Below are 16,811 nucleotides of genomic sequence, written 5' to 3' on the forward strand. Positions count from 1 at the left end.
TTTAATTAATCTATTTGATCAATGCAGCACTCGGCTGCTCATCCAATGTAGTGTCATTTTCCTCTCCAGCCTTCAGCGCTGAAAACGATTGCAATTTCTGACCCTTGAAGTCAAACATCGTCAGGTTGCCCCAGTTATTCGGATGTCCAACAGACCACTCTTCCTTGCTAGGAATCCAGGCAGGCTCCCAGTAATAGAATCCCGCTCCGAGACCGCCGGGAACCTCACGAATAATCTGCAGCAGATCCTTCAGATAACGTGTCTGTCCTTCCACACTCGCCGGATATCCTGGCAGCAACAGGTCTTCCTGATTCAGAATCCACTCGTGGCCTTCAGGCTGCTCCAATGTCCAAGGATAAGCGGTTTCAACCACATTGATTGGTTTGCCGTAGCGTTGAGCCAGGTCATGCAGATTATCCCGCAGTGCATCCAGTGTTCCGTGCCACCAAGGGTAATAGGAGAGCCCAATGATATCGAACTCCACACCTAGCGCCTCAAACCGATCATAGAACTTGCGACTCTCTGCATTGTCACCACCGCGGTCTATATGAATCATGATCTTGATATCAGGATCGATGGATTTAACCGCAGCTATCCCATATTTCACAAGTCCGGCAAAACGTTCCCATTGTTCATCCGTATCATGCTCTTCTCCGCTCACACGTCCCTCATCCCATAACATGCCCGGTGTTATTTCGTTGCCCACCTGCACCATGTCCGGTAACGCATCATGCTCCTTGAGTGTTCTCAGTACATCTGCCGTATAGGTACATACCTCACGCTGCAGTTCTTCATAGGAGAGCTTCTCCCACGCCTTTGGCTTCCATTGATTGGCTGGATCAGCCCAACGATCGGAATAATGAAAATCCAGTAAAAATTGCAAGCCTTGTTCCTTAATCCGTTTGGCTACCGCTACCGTCCGCTCCAGATTACAGAAACCGCCTACAGGATCATTCCAGATTCGCAATCGGATTGCATTGGCATCACCCAGCTTGAGAAGGGTTAACAGGTCCGCCTGCTGCCCTTGCTCATCACGATAGCTCCCACCATGCTGCTCAATTTCATCCATAAATGACACATCCATTCCGAGAATGAATGCCTCTTCCTTTAAATTGCTCACTTCATCAACCTCCGTTTAATTTAGATGCAGGCTCAGCCTTTAACCGAACCCAAGGTCATACCTTTGACAAAGAAGCGCTGCAGGAATGGATATACAATGAGGATTGGCGCACTTCCGATAAAAATCTGTGCCGCTCTTACTGTGGTTTGAGAAATGGTTTCCATCTCTTTCGGGTTCATGGCCATCGTACTCATATCACGTTTGATAATTACGGTCTGCATGAAAGTAGCCAGCGGATAATCCTTGGCATTGTTCATGTAGAGTAATCCGTCAAACCATGAGTTCCAGTGAAACACCATGCTGAACAGTGCAATCGTTGCGATAGATGGCATGGAAATCGGCAGGAAGATACTGAACAACGTTCTGAAGTGATTGGCACCATCCATCAGCGCCGCTTCCTCAAGCTCTTTCGGAATGCCCCGGAAGAAGTTTAGCATCAGAATGACGAGGAAGGTGTTGACAGCTCCTGGAAGCACCAGCACCCAGAAGGAATCCATCAGGCCGATCTTCTGGATGACCATGTAGAAAGGAACGAGTCCCCCATTAAAGATCATACTAAAAACAAAAATCCATGAATATACGGTTCTGCCTTTAAATTCACTATTTTCTTTCGACAACGGGTACGCCGCCAAAAAGGTAATCAGCAACGTAATTCCTGTACCAATGACTGTCCGCAACAAGGAAATCCAGAGAGAGTTTAGGAAAATCGGATTATTCATCGTTTTTTTGTATGCTTCAAGTGAGAACCCTACCGGCCAGAGATTGACGAGATTGGCATCTGCGGCAGCCTTGTTACTGAAGGATACAGCCAGAACGTGAATCATCGGTACAATACACATAATGGCAACCAAAATGAGAAAACAAATATTGATGACATTGAACACGCGGTAAGGCGTTGATTTATGATACATCGTGGTCCCTTCTTTCTCTGTTCATTCGATTAGAATATGCGATATCCGGCGTATTTTTTGGCTAGGCTGTATGATACAAGGATCAAGACCATGCTGATGACCGATTTAAATAATCCAATTGCGGTCGCGAAGCCCATCTCTCCATTTTCCAGCGCCGAGCGATAAACGAATGTATCAATAATGTCACCCGTTTGATATACAAGCGGGTTGTACAGATTGAAAATCTGATCGAACCCGGCGTTAAGCACGTTACCCAATGCCAGTGTTCCAACCACCATTAGCATCGGTACAAGAGACGGGATGGTGATATGCAGCGTCTGCTTCCAACGACCCGCTCCGTCAATCTCTGCTGCTTCATACAGCGCCGGGTTAATGCCGGCAAGGGCAGCCAAGAAGACAATCATGTTATAGCCGAATTCCTTCCACACATCCGTTAGAATAATTGTTGGTCGGAACCAGCTGTTATCTCCAAGGAAGAAGTATGGCCCAAGTCCGAATGTTCCGAGTACCCGGTTCACCAGTCCACCGGTGGATAACAGATCAATCAAAATTCCGCCCAGGATAACCCAAGACAAGAAGTGAGGCAGATACACCAAGGTTTGGATCGTTCGCTGGATCGCCATCTTGCGAACTTCATTCAACAAAATTGCGAACACAAACGGGACAAACAAGTTAAAGATGAGTTTGAGCACAGCAATGATCAGTGTGTTCCAAATGACTTGTAGACTGTCCTCGCGTTCAAACAAATATCTAAAATTATCTAGCCCGACCCACTCCGAGCCGCTGATGCCGAGCCATGGTTTGTAGTTCTGAAATGCCATAACGATTCCGCCCATAGGCACATAACTGAATATAATCAGAAAGATGATGGCTGGCAGCAGCATTACGTGAAATGGCCAAGTTCGTTTTAAAGTTCTCATGATTGCTCCCCCTGTAATTCTTCCTACTCAAGTGCTCCCTGAGTGGCTTATACTGCGATTATATCAACCGTTTGCATAGGTCAAACAGCACATAAAAGCAATATAAATGGCACAAAAGCAACCAGTTTGGACTCGCTGTCTTTTCAATCATTCATCCACTGCTGACCCACACCTTTCCGAAGCAAATCAGGCTCTCATAACGACAAAAAAAGCGTGCAGACCTGGTTGGTCTGCACGCCCTTAGATCCTTATTTTTTCACACTGTCATACCATTCGTTGACCTCTTGTGTGATTTGGTCACCGCCACCCGATTTCCACGTTTGTACAAATGTATCGAACGCATCTACCGGATTTTTGCCATAAATAATTTCGTTGAATGCTTGATTCTCAATTTTGTTCAGGTAGTCGAGCTTGGATTTCATTGTCGCTGTTGTAGGACCTGTGAACATGTTTTTGAACGAGATTTCTTCCTGACTGAGCAAAACTTTTGCAGCAGCAGGGGTTTCTGGCCCATAGTTAACGGCTACGTCTTTCTCCAACTTAGTTTCCGGCTCTTTGCCATCTGCCAGATTCAGCAGGGCTTTCATCTGAGCATCCGGAATACGGGCGCCGTCACGAACGAGCAAATAACGTACAACGTTCACATAACCGCCTTCAATTTGGTCAATCGGCATTTGTTTTCCATTGGCATCCAATTGATAGTCATACTTTGCAAATAGACCGTTATCATATTGGCTACCTGGTGCCGGGTCTGCATAATTGTCGAATAGGTAGTTCTCATACGTGAAGAATGCTTCAGGGTGCTCCATGTCTTTCTTGATCAGAATGACGCCGTTAACAAACTGTGTACCATGACGCATAGCTTTGCCTTCTGGACCGGTCGGGATTTCAATCGGTTTCCAAACGGCACTTGGCACATTTTTCACTGTATCCAGAAGCGGCCATCCACTCATCCAGTATGGACCTGGGATAATACCCGCTGTACCTGCCACTGCTGGCTCTGCTGTTTTGTTTTCATCCCATAATGCTGCTTCCTGCGGGATGTAACCTTTTTTGAGCCATTCGCTCAATTTGGTCAGACCTTGCTTCATGCCAGGATTGATGGAACCATACTCCAGCTTGCCATCTTCAGCTACATTCCACTGGAATGGCAGTGTTCCGTATGCACCGAAAATCCAGGATGGATCACCCATCCATGTGTTCATAGATGTTTTGAAACCGATGCTGAGTGGAATGACCTTGTCTGGTGCTAAGCCATCCGGATTTTGATTTTTGAACGCATCCATGACTTTTTCCAGTTCATCAATCGTTTTTGGCGCCTCCAGATTCAGCTTGTCCAACCAGTCTTGGCGAATCCACAGTAGGTAATCATTGTTGTACGCATAGTCCAGCACGGGAATACCCATTCTTTTACCGTCACGGCTATACTGGTTCCATACATTGGGATCCTGCTCCATCGCTTTTTTCCAGGTGTCGGAAGCGTATTTGTCGAACAGCGGACCCGCTTCCTGATACATGCCAGAATCAATCAGATCCTGTGCAAGCAGGTTGTCCCCTACCACTACCACTTCAGGCATCTCCTGCCCGGATGACATCGCAAGACGAAGTTTTGTGGCGAATGCGTTGTTCGTATCCGTCACAGACCACAAGGATTTGATGTCGATTCCGAATTGATCTTTGGCCCACTTGGTTGCCACGTTATTTTCCATCGATTCGCCATTTTTGAATTTTAGCTCAGGGTCAATTCCCCATGCCGTTGTAATAGTAACTGCAGGATCATATTTTTCTTTGTATTCGTTTTCAACAGCTGGCGCACTTGATGCCTCGCTATCTCCTCCGCTATTTCCTCCTGTACAGCCTGCAAGGACGCCGGTCAGACACACCGCCGTTGCGAGAAGCGACAGTAATCTCTTTTTCGTGGATTTCGCTCTCAATGTTGTTCCCCCTTCAATCATTTTGGTTACCCTTTCATTATAGGCCTGCCGGGTCTTTCAGCCTATGTCACGAAAACAAGATTTCTGCACCTTTGGCAACCTATATATTGGAATGATGTTGAAATTATGCCTGATCCCGATATTCATTCGGTGTCATCCCGTAATGCTTTTTGAACATTTTGCTGAAATATTGCGGATTTTGGTACCCCAGTTCACTCGTAATCTCGTATATCTTTTTGTTGGTGTTTTTCAGCAAATACAATGCACGCTCCATCCGCATGCGAATCATATAATCGCCCAACCCCTCACCGGTCTCTGCTTTGTAGATCTTGGACAAGTAGACCGGATGCAAATACACCTTGTCTGCGATCATCTTCACGGACAGATCCTGTCCTGCGTCTCTCGTTACCATCTCCTGAACCTGCTTGATGACGTGTCTGCGGCTCTGTACGCCTTCCTGGTCCGACAGCTCCTCCTGCAACTTGGCAAGCATCTCAGTCGCCCAGCGGCGAAGTTTGTCAGGTGATTGAATCAACTGATGCGCGAGCAACAGGTCAAATCCCGCATGATCAATCTCATGTACGAGATGCCCCTGCTTATGCGCGATATACATAAAGGCATTCGTTACAGATAAATACATCTCATATACATGCTCTCTTGAGAGACATACACGTTCTGCTGCATCAAATACGGCATTCAGTTTACGTGCCGCTGCCTCCCACTGTTTAGTTTCAAGCAACTGAGGCAGTACGGGTGGCTTATAGAGCTCTTCAAGCGCTTGAGCCGCATCGTTTTCCGGCCGTTTCGACAGCTCTTTATCCATGTAAATAATCGTATTTTCCTCTGGGCCCGATAGAACGAGTGATCCCAAACCTTTACGATAAGCGGTCGTCAGATCGGCAAATTGAAACGGTGCTGTGACCACCATGGATAGATCGCCTTGCAGATATCGAATAACATGCTCACGGAACGTCCCAACTGGTTGCTTCAATTCTTCCACATTGGTCTGAGCAGGCTCCGTCCAACCCTGATTCTGTATAATCATGACTAGACTCTCATGAGGACCTCGTCCAAACCACACGTTGAAATGGGGACCAAACACCTCTTCTGCAATATTACCAACCGCAAACTCCATCAAATCCAGTGATTGCTGATCCATTGCAGAGAACCGGCCTGTAAGGCGAATTAGCATCATAACTGCCGGTTGATCCGGCTGAAGCAGAATCTCATACTTTTCAAGCTGTTCACCCAGTGCTCGTGCTGTAATCTCGCGGCCCAATAACAAATCATGCATCAGATTCTCCCGCAAAATTTTATAATCTGACTTCCGGCTGTATAACAACCGATGGTATTTATCAAATTCATCCCAATCATCCCGAAGGGACGTGATGGCAGCAGAGACCGAAGCCATGAATTCCTCATCGTTCACCGGCTTGAGAATATAATCGGCAGCCTGCAGTTGAATAGCTTTTTTGGCATATTGAAAATCACTGTGTCCGGTCAGCAGAATACAGCGGATATGCGCCCACCGACTGCTTACCTCCTCAACCAGCTCCAGCCCGGACATGCCCGGCATTCGAATATCGGTCACCACGAGGTCCACTGCATTCTCTTCCAATATCCGCAGCGCTTCCTTGCCAGATGCCGCACGCAAAACCGTCGTAACACCGAGCTCTCCCCAGGGAATGGTCAATTCCAGACTTTCCGTTACATACGTTTCATCATCCACCAATAAGATATCAATCAAGACAGTCACTCCCTATCCGCTTCGTTATACAATGAGATCTATCGTTCTTATGCTGTAGTCATATAAACACACTAGTTCTATCCTGCTATTCAAGAAGATGTTCTTCGTCAGCGGGCCAGGACAAGGTAACACGCAGCCCACCAAGAGGTGATTCCATAATGCTAATTCCCGCCTGCTCCCCATATCTGAGCTGAAGACGCTGGTTGACGTTCCATAACCCACAACCCATTTCTTGATCCATACCTCCTGTGAGTTTGTGGAGCAGCATCTGCCGAGCCAGTTCATCCATACCTTGTCCGTCGTCATCGACGGTAAGAATCATCATGCCATTTCTTTGTTCTCCCGACACCCGAATTTCCCCAGCTTCGGCATCGATTTCAATCCCGTGGATAACCGCATTCTCTACCAGTGGTTGTACGATGAGAGGTGGTACCTCCTGCCTCAGGATGTCTTCGGATAAGTCAATTTTGAAACGTATTCGGTCCATACGCATCTGCTGAATCTCCAGATAACAGGTGACGAACTCGATTTCTTCTGTGAGCGGCACCACATCACGTTCCTGCCTCGTTGTATAGCGATAGTATCGGGACAGATTATGCGACATGGCAACGACAGCATCGACACGCTTCAGCTTGGCCATGCTCGTAATGAATGAGAAACAATTATAGAAAAAGTGTGGATTAATCTGAGATTGCAGCTGTTTCAGCCGGGCTTCACGCACATGAATCTGTTCCAGATACACGTGTTCAAACAACTGCTGAATCTGCGCCACCATGGAGTTGAATCGTTCGGACAAAAAGCTGAATTCATTGCGTCCCTTGGGCGTAATTCGGACTGAATAATCCTCCTGCTTCAATCGTTGGAATCCACGAATCAACTGTTTGACAGGGACTTGAACCTGTACATACAACAGATAGGCTACGGCAAAGCTCATCAATAGCAGACAGATCATGGCCGAATAAAATAGAATATTGGACTGATGAATCGGCTTCAGAATAGCTGATAGTGGCATGTAATCAACCAGATACCAGCCTGTCGTGCTGGACTTTACCGTATTAACCATGTAAGGTTCACCGTCGATAACTACCGTCCGGTTATCAACATCTTTAAGCTTATCAATGGCCAGATTATCCATCAGCTCACCTGTCAGAGCTCGATCCGAGGTTCGGTTATAGATAACCCCCGTCTCTTCCCGGTAATAGAAGGGGTCATGGCGACCATCATCCTTGAATTTGTCCAGCATATCTCGAATGTTGTCACTATCGAATTCAAGCTTAATTACGGTCTGCGCATTGGCTGCGGGATCGCTAATGCCGTATGGAGATACGGTGATCCAGCTGAAGATGAATTTATCATCTTCCCCCTCCTGAGTCTTTCGAACATTCCATCCGGATGATATGTTGCCTCGCAGCGTTTGCTGATCGTAATAACCGGCATCTCGTTCAGAGACGACCCTGCCAAGCGTCGGCGAATAAAGGTACAATTTCGTTGTCCAGTTGGATGAACTTTCCTGGATACTCAGCTTGTTCTGAATACGTTTTACCAAATTGATCGTATCCAGATCGAAATATTTGGAATCCGCGTAGATCCGCCGAAAGCTCGCAATATCGGGATCATGAATGAGCAGATTCGGCCATGAGGATAACAACTCGATGTGCGTATTCACCTGATTTTGAAAAAATTCAAGTTGGTTACTGTTGGAGCGATTGAGTTCATCCCGTAGAACTGCTGTTGTTTTATGGTTGGAATACCAGTACAGCAGTACGACTGGAACCAGCATAATTAGAATTAAAATGACCATTTTGGAAAATAGATTCGTCCGGTATGACATCTTCTTACCTCACCTTGCCTTCATTAGTCAGTGAATCTAATTTTAACGATGAAAGCGTTAAACATAAACTGTTTTTTCTGGGCGAATTCGCTTCACAGCTCATCTGTTACTCCTGACTTAACCTCTTTAAAGAGGCTATCTATATATCGTAAGCGTTACCATATACATGCATAAAGGTGACAAAACCAACTTTTCTGCACTAATTGCAACTTCCACGCAAAAAAGAGCTGACAAAAGTCAGCTCTTTTCTAAAGACAATATATGGCTTAATCTCTTTTAATCCAAATACTCTTCTTATGTATTCATTCTATCTTGCTAACGCAGTATCTATTATGGAATATCGTAATCAAACACCGTATTCTCTCCATCCACGGCGACATCCAAAACTATATCGGTTAGCTTTCCATTCACTTGCAACGGGGAGTCAGCTAATCCGGAAAACGCCAGTTGACCCTTAAATGTTCCATACGGCTCAATCTCTATATGTACAGGTTTGAGCTCGACAGACTGCAGGGATTCATAGAGCGGATCATCATGTTGTTTGTAACTGCGGCCCAAGTCAGGCAAGAGAACAGCTGCTACAGGCTCTCGGGTGTAATTTTTGAGTGTCAGGTCACAGTTTACTCGTGTAATACCATTGTCCAGTACGTCATAGGTACAGGAGCTATCATTTTGGACATAGGAAACTCCATCGATACCGGAAGCCCCCCATTTGGCTACGTACATTAATTTATCCGTCATGTAGGAATAACTGAGAACGATAGCGAGAACGATTAGCCAGAGCCGTTTAGCCAGAACAGGATGTAATGACATGATTTCTTTGCGTGTAAGATAGTAGCTGGATGCTAATATGCCCATTCCAAAAAATAACGTGATATGCACACCACTTACGTAGGATGTGGTATAAGGCGACATGCCTATAGCAGACAGCATCGTATCCCCCACTGAGAAACCAAGGTGATGCTTAAACGTAAAAATGATGCCAAACAGCAATAACATCGCAGAGAACACAAGTCTGGTTCTCGACACACGAACACCCCCTAATCAACCACCTGATTATATCATATTTTTCCTTATTATGGTTTGTGATCCAAATAAAAAAAGACGCTCCGGTTTTTAACCGAAGACGTCTTGGGTTTTGCAACTCAAGTCTACTTTTTGGACAGGAATGCGTCGAGCTGTTCTTGTTTGGCTGCAATGATTTTATCAATACCTGCGGCTTTCAGTTTCTCCAGATATTTCGGGATCATCTCGTTCGGATCTACTGCACCCGAGGTCATGCCCGGTTTGAACTGTTTGTTCACGTTGTTGACCGCAGCAATTTCGTTTTTGACGGATTGGCTATTGAACGTAAAGCCCAGTGCAGGTGACTTAACGCCTTTGGCATTAAACTCCTTGAACTTTTCCCATTTCTGCGGATCTTCATTATCCCAGAGATAGTTCAGGAACTGGTTACCGAGCTGCCATTGTGCGCCCGGATTGTAGGTGCGACTGTTCGCATCCACCCCTTCCGGGAGGGTAATAATGTTGTCCTGTCCGTCTTTTTTCACATAATGTGTGCCTTCAATACCGAAGTTGAGCAGGTTGTTGATTTCTTTGTCGGAATGCAGCAGGTTAATGACTTGCATCGCCTTCTCTGGCTGCTCAGAGGAACGGGAGATCGCCAGCATCGCACCGGAAGCATCACCGGTTGTAATCGTAGGCTGGGTCATCTCAATCTGAGTCAATGGATATCCGACATACCCTTCTTCTTCCTTATCCTTGCCCGGCTTCATGCCATCGGTCCACAGGAAAGCCTTACCTGCCTTCGCCTGATCTTTTGGGAACACATTGGAAGTAGCTGCATCACTGTTAATGTATCCAGCCTGATACCACTTGCGTGCAAGCTCAGCCGCTTCCTTAAATTCGGGGGTCTCCACTTCGTTCAGTACCGTCGTTGTACCCGCTGTTTTGGAGATGACGCCTGGAACGGATGCATCACCGAGATAATCCCAGTCCAGATTTTCCAGCAAACCGTTACCATTGGTATTGGACATATAGAATGGAGTGATGCCTGGTTCGTTTTCCTTGATCGTTTTGAGCAGTGGCTCCAGGTCAGCCCACGTTTTCACTGCGGTCAGATCGAGCTTGTATTTGTCAGCCAGATCTTTGCGCACCAGTACACCACGCGTCGCTGCCAGCTCTTTGTTGGTAGGAACGCCGTAATTCACGCCATCCACCTGAGAACCTTCCAGAAAGGCTGGATCGAGATTCTTCTTGATATCCTGCCCATACTGGTCAAGCAGATCATTGAGCGGCAAGAACGCACCTTTTGCTACATTGACCGTATAATTCTGCCAAGCCGCTGTGAAAATAATATCTGATTTTTCGCCGGAAGAGATCATAAGATTCAACTTGTTGTCCCACTGACCCCAGTCGATCGCATTGATCTTGAGAGTTGCCCCGATCTTTGGCTCCATCTTTTTGTTAATCTCGGCTTCGACCAGAGCTACATCTTTCTGTGGTGTCCCTGGATAATACAACGTCACTTCATAGGGCTTGCCCCCACTCTCCGCTGCGCCACCACCCTGTGCTTCCGGTGTTGTTCCGCCTTTGTCTGATGAGCAACCTGCCAGCACCAGGCTCAGCGCCATAACTGCTGCCGCGAAACGCGGCCATACCTTAAACGTTCTAACCAAGTGAACCCCTCCCGTCATATGTTGGACCCTGCAACCGATTGCCCCAATTCGCAATGTTCCCCAATCTGCAAAAGTCCGTTCGCTTGCCGGCCCTCCGGCGTGTCTGTACTCGCTGCTTTTTGTATATGCCCTCTCAGGTCCATCTTCAATTATCCGTTGCCCTCTCCGCTAACCGGCCGGAGTTACCCCTTCACTGCGCCTACGGTTAGGCCTTTGATGAAATACCGCTGGAAGAATGGATATGCCAGTACGATTGGACCAATACCGACTACAGCCATCGCCATTTGCAGTGTTTTATTTGGCAGATTCAGCAATCCGCCCTGCGAGGAAATCTGTGAAGAGACATTGGAGTTGGATGTTAAATATTGAATATCGAGCAGCGTCCGGTACATAAGGTACTGAAGACTGATCGTCCGGTTATCAGATATAAAAATCATGCTGAGATACCAATCGTTCCAGTAATTCAATGTGCTGAACAGTGCAACGGTCGCCATCACCGGAAGGGAGAGCGGAAGCACGATACGTGTAAACGTTCTCAATTCACCCGCTCCATCAATCCGTGCCGATTCAAGAATCGATACCGGAATGGAGTTAGCGAAGAATGTACGCATGACCAGCACGAAGAATGGTGACAACAGTAGCGGCATGATCAGTGCCAGAATCGAGTTTTTCAAATCCAGTACGTTCACATAAACGAGATACCACGGGACCAGACCGCCATTGAATAGCATGGTGAAAAAGATGAAAAAGGCGAACCATCCTCGATACGGCAAATCCCTCCGGGAAAGTGGGTACGCGTACAATGCCGTCAGCGCTACACTCGTTATTGTACCTATCACGGTCACGATAATTGAAATGCCATAGGAATGGATGATCTGATCCATGTCCTTGAACAGAAACTCATAGGCAGTAAGGCTAAACTTCTCCGGAATCAGCTTATACCCGTTCGCAATGACCGTCGTCTCGTCCGAGAATGAGATTGCAAAGACAAGCAGGATCGGCACGATGCAGGCAATGGCATAGAATATAAACATAGCGTGTATGATAGACGCGGAACGCCGCGACACGGCTAATGGATCACGTGATTTCACAGCTGGCTTGCCTCCTCTCAAAATAATGCATTATCTTTGTCCATTCTCCTAACGATGGTATTGGATACGAGAACAAGTACAAATCCGACAACAGCCTGATACAGCCCGGCTGCCGAGGACATCCCGATATCACCGCCAATAAGGAAGGTTCGGTACACATACGTATCCAGAACGTTCGTCACCGGGAACAATGCGCCCGATTCCAGCGGAACCTGGTAGAACAGACTGAAATCCGCGTAGAAAATACGACCGATCTGCAGCAATGTCATAATCACGATTAGCGGTACGAGAAACGGAACGGTAATGAAGCGAATCTGATGCCACTTACTCGCGCCATCCAGCACGGCCGCTTCATAATATTCCTCATCGATACCTACCACTGCTGCAAGATAAATGACGGCATAATAACCAATATTTTTCCATGTATTCACCAACGGCAAAATGTACGGCCAATACTTAGGCTCTGAATACCAGTCAATTGGTTGTCCGCCAAAGAGCTGAAGAATCGTTGAGTTCATGAAGCCCGAATCCTTGCCGAGAAACGCGAGCACCAGATAGCTGACTACAATCATCGACAGAAAATACGGAAGCAGCATGAGTGACTGATACAATTTGGACATCGCCTTGTTTTTCACTTCATTTAACAAAATCGCAAGCCCTACACCTACAAATAAATTCAGCGCAATAAATACCGTGTTATAAGCGAGCGTATTACGTGTGATCTCCCAAGCATCGCTGGTGGAGAATAAATACTTAAAATTATCCCAGCCGCTCCACGGACTGCCCCAAATACCGTCGGCATAGTTTACATTTTTGAATGCAATCAGAACGCCAAACATCGGCATATAGTTGTTTACCAGCAGAAATAGAATGCCTGGCAAAAACATGAGATACAAAACCTTGAATTTACCTAGATTGTACAGGACAGACTTTCGTTTTCGAACCGGTATGTCCCTTCCATCCGATAGACGTGCTGCCTTACCCACCTGGGGTTGTGTCTTCATAACTTGTTCTCCCTCACTCCTCTTGAATTTCATCCTCAGGATGAAACACCGCTGTGTCTCCTGTGGTTCAAGTATACGGCGGGGCGTTCAGGTCCACTATCTGCTGTGGTGACCTGTTCACTTATCAAATTATGACTTTAGGGCACAAAAAAACAAAAGACGCAGCATGCTGCGTCAAATCTGTACCGTTCGGGACTGTTTGCGAAACTCCTGTGGGGTAATGCCCGTGCACTTTTTGAACATTTTCGTAAAATGAGAGTAATTGTAATACCCGACCTTGCCTGCGATATCCGTCACCTTCACGGTAGACTGGGACAATAATGTCTTCGCTTTGGCTACTCTGCGCTGGAGAATAAATTCGGAAAGTGACATGCCCTTTTCTTTACGAAACAGGCGGGATAGATAGGCTGGATTAAATCCGGCAAAGGATGCAAGTTCTTCTCGCATCAGCTCTTCACCAATATGATTTTCAATGTAAATGCATAACTGGTCCACAATCGTCATTGGACTGTGATCGTCCGGGTACAATACCGGGATGGCACGACTAATCAGGTCTGATGTCCACTGCTTCAGTTGAGGCAGCGAACGTGTCACAACGTTTTCTTCCGGCTCCCGTTCTCCGGGATACAGACTGCGTACGGATACATTTTTCTGATGCAGCAACGGGTAGATTACATGCAGCATTGCATGATAATACAAGCGCAGAATTTCGGGTGACAAACGCTCCTGTGAAGCCAGTAATTCAAAGATTTCGTCCACACGCTCGCGCAGGTCGTCAAACTTTCCCGTTTCGAACAGGATGGACAGCTCGGAGAACCACGGTATTGGCAGAAAACGATCCTCCGTATCTCGGCCCACCTCGTCATAGATAAAGACCCCTTCAAGCTCGTTGATATTGCGACGCTCCATGTCCATCAGCTCATTCAGCATCCCCTGTAAATCTGTAACTGCTACCGGGACTCCGACGTAACAGGACAATCGGCAATAAAAGTAGGTACCGCACTCCTGAATATAACTCTGACATCCTTGTGCCATTTCACTCGCCGTAGGTATGATACCGTTCTGTTCGTATGCAAGCACAATATTTAGTCCACTGTGATCCTGAAACACTTCCCCAGGTTTGTCACCAAGCAGCATTTCCTTGGCAGCATTGCGGAGCGCATATTCCAGCACCTCCTCGTCACGCAGATCGAAGTCTCGCACCCATTCTTCGACGGATATAACAATCGGCAACACGCGCACTTGCGGATCAATCTCGGCTCCATATACCTCGGCCAGCTCCTGAAGCTTTTGCTGGGTTAAGGTTACACGCTGTGAGATGGCGTCTTTCCAGAAACGCTCGGTCAACAGGGGTTTATGCGTTTGCCAGCGTTTATACACGGTCTCATATACTTCATTGGTGCGGGAACGCTGCTCGTCATCCTTGATTTTGTCCATTGCCTGGCTCACAACCTTGAGCAGCTGGTCTGCGGGAGCAGGCTTCAGTACATAATCGAAGCTGTTCAGCTTGATTGCCGTTTGGGCATAATCGAACAGGGCATGACCTGTAAGAAAAATCGTCAGCATGCCGGGATCATGCTTTAACACCCAGCTCTGCAGATCCAGTCCCGTTTCACCCGGCATCTCAATATCACAGATCATAATATCAATGGGATGGGCTTTCATCAGCATTCTTGCTTCTTCCGCATCACCAGCACTGAATACCTGGTCAATTCCGGCCAGGCTCCAGTCCACCCCTTCCACCATCGCTTGCAGGGCGTATACTTCATCATCCACGATCAACAGGTTCCGCATAGGCTCTCCCTTCTTCTTCTTCCGTCTGGGCAGGCATATGAATATGGACTGCCGCCCCTCCTTCAGTCTGATTGCTAAACTGCAATCCGGCATGTTCGCCGTACTTTACAAGCAGCCGATGGATAACGTTCCAGATGCCAATGTGCTGTCCACCCGGATCTTCGGCGTATTGCCCTTGCTGCAGGCGCTCCAGTATGTCTTGCTCAAATCCAACACCGTTGTCTGTAATCGAAAGTTGAAGAACCGAAGATGCTTCAGGATCAGATAACGTTTTCGACTTCCGTACTGTTATGCAAATAACAAAAGGTTCTTTGCGACGCTGAAAGCCATGAATAATGGCATTCTCCACAAAAGGTTGAATCGTTAAGGGCGGCAGCACATACTGCCCAAGATCCGGTCCAACATCCAGTACGAAATCCAGCTTGTTGGGAAACCGCAGCTTTTGGATCTCCAAATAATGACTGATATGTTCCAATTCTTCATCCAATCGAATGACACGTTTGCCTGCACGCAGGCTGAACCTGAAATAATCTGCCAGATGACCAGCCATCTGCTGCACTAACTCATGCTTTTGCAACGAAGCCAGGCTATGAATGATATTCAATGAATTCAGGTAAAAATGAGGATTGATCTGCATCTGCAATTGTTTAAACTCTGCTTCTCTCGTGCGCAATTGCTCCTCATACACATCTATCTTCAGATGCTGGATCTCACTTGTCATCTGATTGAAGCTGTGCGTGACAAACTCCAGTTCAGATGAAGCTGGCGTCTCAAGCCTCACATCAAGTTCTCCTCGGCTAACCCTCCTCATCCCACGTATGAGCACATTCATCGGACGGAATAGGAGCTGTCTGAGAAAAATCATAGCTGTGATCAGGATGACCGCTGCACCAATTGGAAGCAGGCGAATGATCTGCTGAAAAAATGGCAGGTTTCGCATCATGTCCTCTTCGGGCAGCAGGACGATATAATTCATCTCAGACATGGCTGAGGCAATGCCAAGCATCAGATACTGACGTGCACTGCCTGTGGACGTTACTTCAGAGATCACCTGGTAGGGATTATTCAATCCATTGATATGGGCTGCGGCCAATTTGATTTGTGCCGGGTTCAGGGCTGAATCGGACAGTGCCCCGCCATCTGCTCCCACGATGACTGCGCCTCCCCGGTCACCGGACTCCGTAAATTGTTCGGGGTGATTCAGTGCATTCATGTCCACAAGAGCCCCCGCATAGAACTGGGCGTTGATCCGCACCGTTTTGACCAAGGCATTCCATGTGCCTCCCCGAACGATGCTCCACTCTGGCTTTTGGATTTCCCCCTCCAGCTGCTGCATCTGGACCGGCATGCTCTCCTGCACAATCGACATTTTGACATCATAATTGCCTGAAGTAGCGAGTAACAGATCGTCATTCACAGCATCGTACAGAAAAAATGAATCGATCAGATTATAAAATCCGATATCGGTCATGAATTTGTTCATAATACGCTGTTTGGCAATAATATAATCGCCGCTGCCGTATTTGAGAAAAAACAGGGAGATAATGTCCGGGTCTCGCTCGCCCAGACTGTATAAATAACGATTGGTCTCCTGCAGCACACGCTCGTTCTGCTCCACACTTTTTGCAAGATGATTCATATTGGTGAGAGACACTTGATCACGTACAACTTTCATGGCGTATACGTTGTTGTAATATAGCAGCATGAATAGTGGCAGCATGATCAATGTCAGACCCACGATAAACTTAAAGCGCAGTGAACGGATGAAGTTCATGAATTCC

General features: G+C 47.0%; 12 protein-coding genes. All 12 read right to left on the reverse strand.

The window, feature by feature from the left end:
• Positions 1-10: 10 nt before the first annotated feature.
• The gene (locus tag ACR1R9_RS16585) at positions 11-1,120 is read right to left on the reverse strand and encodes a glycoside hydrolase family 53 protein (RefSeq protein WP_083678912.1); all 1,110 of its coding nucleotides are present in this window, start codon (positions 1,118-1,120) and stop codon (positions 11-13) included.
• A gap of 32 nt (positions 1,121-1,152) precedes the next feature.
• The gene (locus tag ACR1R9_RS16590) at positions 1,153-2,031 is read right to left on the reverse strand and encodes a carbohydrate ABC transporter permease (RefSeq protein WP_163760160.1); all 879 of its coding nucleotides are present in this window, start codon (positions 2,029-2,031) and stop codon (positions 1,153-1,155) included.
• Between the two features lie 29 nt (positions 2,032-2,060).
• Positions 2,061-2,951, reverse strand: coding sequence for an ABC transporter permease (locus ACR1R9_RS16595; RefSeq protein WP_062321959.1), 891 nt, complete (start codon positions 2,949-2,951; stop codon positions 2,061-2,063).
• Between the two features lie 248 nt (positions 2,952-3,199).
• The gene (locus ACR1R9_RS16600) at positions 3,200-4,885 is read right to left on the reverse strand and encodes an extracellular solute-binding protein (RefSeq protein ID WP_076289423.1); all 1,686 of its coding nucleotides are present in this window, start codon (positions 4,883-4,885) and stop codon (positions 3,200-3,202) included.
• Between the two features lie 124 nt (positions 4,886-5,009).
• Positions 5,010-6,632: a response regulator gene (locus ACR1R9_RS16605; RefSeq protein WP_310852563.1), complete on the reverse strand. Its 1,623-nt coding sequence runs from the start codon at positions 6,630-6,632 to the stop codon at positions 5,010-5,012.
• Positions 6,633-6,717: 85 nt separating this feature from the next.
• Positions 6,718-8,463: a sensor histidine kinase gene (locus ACR1R9_RS16610; protein WP_433923165.1), complete on the reverse strand. Its 1,746-nt coding sequence runs from the start codon at positions 8,461-8,463 to the stop codon at positions 6,718-6,720.
• A 330-nt stretch (positions 8,464-8,793) separates the two neighbouring features.
• The gene (locus ACR1R9_RS16615) at positions 8,794-9,492 is read right to left on the reverse strand and encodes a hypothetical protein (RefSeq protein ID WP_099853463.1); all 699 of its coding nucleotides are present in this window, start codon (positions 9,490-9,492) and stop codon (positions 8,794-8,796) included.
• Positions 9,493-9,614: 122 nt separating this feature from the next.
• Positions 9,615-11,141 carry an ABC transporter substrate-binding protein gene (locus ACR1R9_RS16620; RefSeq protein WP_076289419.1) on the reverse strand — a complete coding sequence of 509 codons (1,527 nt, stop codon included), beginning with the start codon at positions 11,139-11,141 and terminating at the stop codon, positions 9,615-9,617.
• A 182-nt stretch (positions 11,142-11,323) separates the two neighbouring features.
• Positions 11,324-12,232 (reverse strand): carbohydrate ABC transporter permease, encoded by a 909-nt coding sequence (locus ACR1R9_RS16625; protein WP_053783705.1) that lies wholly within the window; start codon positions 12,230-12,232, stop codon positions 11,324-11,326.
• Between the two features lie 17 nt (positions 12,233-12,249).
• Positions 12,250-13,236, reverse strand: a complete 987-nt coding sequence (locus ACR1R9_RS16630) for an ABC transporter permease (RefSeq protein ID WP_099853465.1) — start codon at positions 13,234-13,236, stop codon at positions 12,250-12,252.
• A gap of 174 nt (positions 13,237-13,410) precedes the next feature.
• Positions 13,411-15,030: a response regulator transcription factor gene (locus ACR1R9_RS16635; protein WP_175381581.1), complete on the reverse strand. Its 1,620-nt coding sequence runs from the start codon at positions 15,028-15,030 to the stop codon at positions 13,411-13,413.
• Positions 15,005-16,804, reverse strand: coding sequence for a histidine kinase (locus tag ACR1R9_RS16640; RefSeq protein WP_433923162.1), 1,800 nt, complete (start codon positions 16,802-16,804; stop codon positions 15,005-15,007). The genes ACR1R9_RS16635 and ACR1R9_RS16640 overlap by 26 nt, the downstream gene beginning before the upstream one ends.
• Positions 16,805-16,811 lie beyond the last annotated feature (7 nt).

The sequence above is a fragment of the Paenibacillus taichungensis genome, assembly GCF_050994985.1.
Classification (GTDB): domain Bacteria; phylum Bacillota; class Bacilli; order Paenibacillales; family Paenibacillaceae; genus Paenibacillus; species Paenibacillus taichungensis.

Excerpts from the sequence above, each read along its gene's own strand:
- ACR1R9_RS16590 (WP_163760160.1), bottom strand. The coding sequence starts at position 2,031 with ATGTATCATAAATCAACGCCTTACCGCGTGTTCAATGTCATCAATATT.
- ACR1R9_RS16595 (WP_062321959.1), bottom strand. The coding sequence starts at position 2,951 with ATGAGAACTTTAAAACGAACTTGGCCATTTCACGTAATGCTGCTGCCA.
- ACR1R9_RS16610 (WP_433923165.1), bottom strand. The coding sequence starts at position 8,463 with ATGTCATACCGGACGAATCTATTTTCCAAAATGGTCATTTTAATTCTA.
- ACR1R9_RS16630 (WP_099853465.1), bottom strand. The coding sequence starts at position 13,236 with ATGAAGACACAACCCCAGGTGGGTAAGGCAGCACGTCTATCGGATGGA.
- ACR1R9_RS16635 (WP_175381581.1), bottom strand. The coding sequence starts at position 15,030 with ATGCGGAACCTGTTGATCGTGGATGATGAAGTATACGCCCTGCAAGCG.
- ACR1R9_RS16640 (WP_433923162.1), bottom strand. The coding sequence starts at position 16,804 with ATGAACTTCATCCGTTCACTGCGCTTTAAGTTTATCGTGGGTCTGACA.